Below are 3,495 nucleotides of genomic sequence, written 5' to 3' on the forward strand. Positions count from 1 at the left end.
TCACCGACCGGGAAACCGGATGCGTCGGCGTATGCAGTGTTCAAGACCATCTCCTATGCGCGGTCCGCAGGTAGTTGCCGTCCGTGCGGACACAAGTTCAAGCCGTCGACGAAAATCTTGCCATGGAAAGCAAATTTGCACAAGGAGGCATCTATGCTGTGCGATGTGTGTATGCTGCGGATGGCAAAGGTTGCACGGTGACGAACGGCCCGAGGGAGGACGCGGTGACGACAAGGAACGGTCCCGGACTGCGGGAGCGGAACAAGGCGCGCCGTCGGCGCCACATCCTGCACACCGCCCTGCGGCTGTTCGTCGAACACGGCTATGAGGGGACGACCATCGCCGACATCGCCGAGGCCGCCGACGTGGCCCCGCGAACGGTGACGGGCTACTTCCCCTCCAAGCTCGACTTCATCGCCGAATGGCCGGCCGAACGCGAGCAGCGACTCATCGCCCTCTACTACGCCGATCCGTCCGTCGACTTCATCGAGCTCGTCGACAAGTGGTGGCGCGACCTGCGTGACCACCTCGACCACGAGGAGGCGACGCTGACCCGCGCGATGACGCTCGCCAATCCCGGCGTCGTCGCCCTGGCCGAGGTCGAGGTGTCGCGCCGGATCACCGGGACCAAGTTCCCCTTCGACGGCACCGACCAGGAGGACCCGTTCGAGGCCGCCGGCCGCGCGGCGATCAGAGGCATCAACCAAGCCTTCGAACGCAGTGTCGCCGAGGGCCGCATGACCGACCGCCTGCACGAAGACCTGCTGAATCTGATCCGCACCATCGCCGAGACGGCCCACGTCGGCCACGGCGCACTCAAGCTCGACCGCTGACACGCGGACCACGCCACCCGTAACCGACCTCGCTCCCACCCGCACTGTCCGAAGGAGGACGATGGAATACCGCAATCTCGGACGTACCGGGATTCGAGTCAGCCCCTACTCGCTCGGCGCGATGATGTTCGGGGCGATGGGCAACCCCGACCACGACGACGCGATCCGCATCATCCACCGGGCGCTCGACGCCGGCATCAACGTCATCGACACCGCCGACATGTACTCGCGCGGCGAGTCCGAGGAGATCGTCGGCAAGGCCCTGCAGGGCCGTCGTGACAACGTCGTGCTGGCCACGAAGGTGCACGGCCCGATGGGGGATGATCCAAACCAGCGGGGCAACTCGCGGCGCTGGATCATCACCGAGGTCGAGAACTCGCTGCGGCGTCTGGGTACCGACTACATCGACCTCTACCAGGTCCACCGGCCCGACCCCGACGTCGACGTCGAGGAAACGCTCTCGGCGATGACCGATCTGCTGCGCAGCGGCAAGGTACGCGTCATCGGATCCTCCACGTTCCCCGCCTCGGAGATCGTCGAGGCCCAATGGGTCGCCGAACGCCGTGGGCTCGCCCGCTTCCGTACCGAGCAGTCGCCCTATTCCATCCTCGACCGCGGCATCGAGCGCGAGGTACTACCCACCTGCCGCCGCTACGGAATGGGCACCTTCGTGTGGAGCCCACTCGCCGGAGGCATGCTCACCGGGCGCTACCGCAAGGGCCGGCAAAGCGATACCCACCGCACCACCTACGGGTTCGCCCACATGACTGACGAGCGACGACTCGACGCGGTCGAAGCCCTCGTCCCGCTCGCCGACCAGACGGGGCTTTCCCTGGCCCACATGGCGATGGCCTTCGTCCTCACCCACCCCGATGTCACATCGGCGTTGGTCGGCCCACGCACGATGCACCACCTCGACGACCTGCTCGCCGGCGCTGAGGTCGTCCTCGACGACGACCTCCTCGACGCCATCGACGCCATCGTCCCCCCAGGCACCGACGTCAGCCCCCTGGCTATGGCCTACCAACCACCCGCCATCACCACACCCTTGCAGCGCCGACGCCCACGTACCCAGCGCGCCGCCGTGACGACCTGACCCACCCCCGGGCCACGACCGACGCCTGAGCGCTGCGTCCGCGCTCCCGTCGCAACCGCCCCAGTCGCGCTCCTCTGCTGTCTCATCCCGAAAGGCCCACCCCTGTGACCATAACTGCCGTTCTATCCGTCGCCCCGGTCGTCGTTCCCACCTCTGGTCGCGGCACCGAACTCCATGTCCGAGTCACCGCACCCACTGACGGCGCTGGGCTCCCCGTCGTCGTGTTCTCCCACGGCTTCGGCTCGAACATGTCCGCCTACGCCCCGCTCATCGACCACTGGGCGGCCCACGGCTTCGCCGTCGTCCAGCCCACCCACCTCGACTCGCGCACCCTCGCGATCCCGCAGGACGACCCGCGCGTACCCGACATGTGGCGCCACCGCATCAACGACCTCACCGCGATCCTCGACCATCTCGACCTCGTCGAGGCCGCACTGCCCGGCCTGACCGGGCGCCTGGACCGCGACCGCATCGCAGTCGCCGGGCACTCCTGGGGCGCCACCACCGCCAGCGCCCTGCTCGGCGCCCGCATCGTCGACACCGACGGGCGACCGGGACCGAGTATGACCGACCCCCGCGTACGCGCCGGCGCGCTGCTCGCCCTCGCCGGACACGGACAGGAGGACCTCACACCCTGGGCCGCCGAACAACTCCCCTCCATGAACCCCGACTTCACGCTCATGTCGACGCCCGCACTCATCGTCTACGGCGACCACGACCACTCCCCGATGACAACCCGCGAACCCGACTGGTGGAGCGACGGCTACCACCAGAGCCCCCCGGAGAAAGCACTGCTCGCCCTGCACGGCGCCGAACACTCCCTGGGAGGTGTGCCTGGGTACCAGGTCACCGAGACCACCGACGAGAACCCGGAGCACGTCGCACTCGTCAACCGAGCCACGATCGCCTTCCTGCGCCACGCTCTGGGACTCGACGATGCCCCGTGGAACGACATGCTCACAGCTCTCACGGACGACTCACCACTGGGCCTGCTCACAACGAAGTGACCGACGCGGTCACGCCGGGACGAGCTAAATCGTTGAGCGAGTCCGAATCCGACAGAAGCTTCGCGCGGCCCATCCGAGCAGATCGGCCCTCTGACGGGACCCTCCTCTTCGCGATACCGGCCGCAGCCCGGAACACCGGTCTCGGGGAGCATTGGTACAGCGGTTGGCGCTGAGAACGGTCATGGCTCTTGCGGTCGAGCCAGGCCAGGTAGGGGTTGTTCTCGGCGTCCCGGACGATGCAGTCGAAGGGCAGCCAGCGGGAATCTTTCGTGCGCAGGCCGCAGGCCGCAGGCCATGAGAAACGATTCCTCCACCCCCGCAGGCTGGCAGGTTGTACAGCGAAGACTCGTGCGCGCCCGTGCGGTCGCTGTAAGCGAACAGGAGAAGATCCGACTGGTTGGCGGAGGTCAGCCGGGGCGGCAAATAGGGGCAGAGGCGGAGGGCGTCGCGAAAACACCACGTCAGTTAGCCTCGATCGTTCATGAGTCCTCGTCGGTTCGCTGACGGGGACTCCGCGTTTGTGTGGTGCGGTCTTTTCGGGGTTGGGGCAGGGCGAGGG

Annotated in this window: 3 protein-coding genes; all 3 read left to right on the forward strand. The window is 67.3% G+C overall.

Annotation, left to right across the window (positions count from 1 at the left end):
- Positions 1–224: 224 nt before the first annotated feature.
- A complete protein-coding gene (locus ACFWV8_RS38175) occupies positions 225–833 on the forward strand; it encodes a helix-turn-helix domain-containing protein (protein ID WP_384215077.1) in 609 nt (202 codons plus the stop codon).
- 61 nt (positions 834–894) lie between these two features.
- Positions 895–1,929: an aldo/keto reductase gene (locus ACFWV8_RS38180; RefSeq protein WP_384215078.1), complete on the forward strand. Its 1,035-nt coding sequence runs from the start codon at positions 895–897 to the stop codon at positions 1,927–1,929.
- A gap of 104 nt (positions 1,930–2,033) precedes the next feature.
- A complete protein-coding gene (locus ACFWV8_RS38185; RefSeq protein WP_384215079.1) occupies positions 2,034–2,936 on the forward strand; it encodes an alpha/beta hydrolase family protein in 903 nt (300 codons plus the stop codon).
- The last annotated feature ends 559 nt before the right edge of the window (positions 2,937–3,495 follow it).

This window comes from Streptomyces sp. NPDC058665 (assembly GCF_042714995.1).
Taxonomy (GTDB): domain Bacteria; phylum Actinomycetota; class Actinomycetes; order Streptomycetales; family Streptomycetaceae; genus Streptomyces.

What these genes read in the sequence shown, in the direction of transcription:
- ACFWV8_RS38180 (WP_384215078.1), top strand. Translation starts at nt 895, where the DNA reads ATGGAATACCGCAATCTCGGACGTACCGGGATTCGAGTCAGCCCCTAC.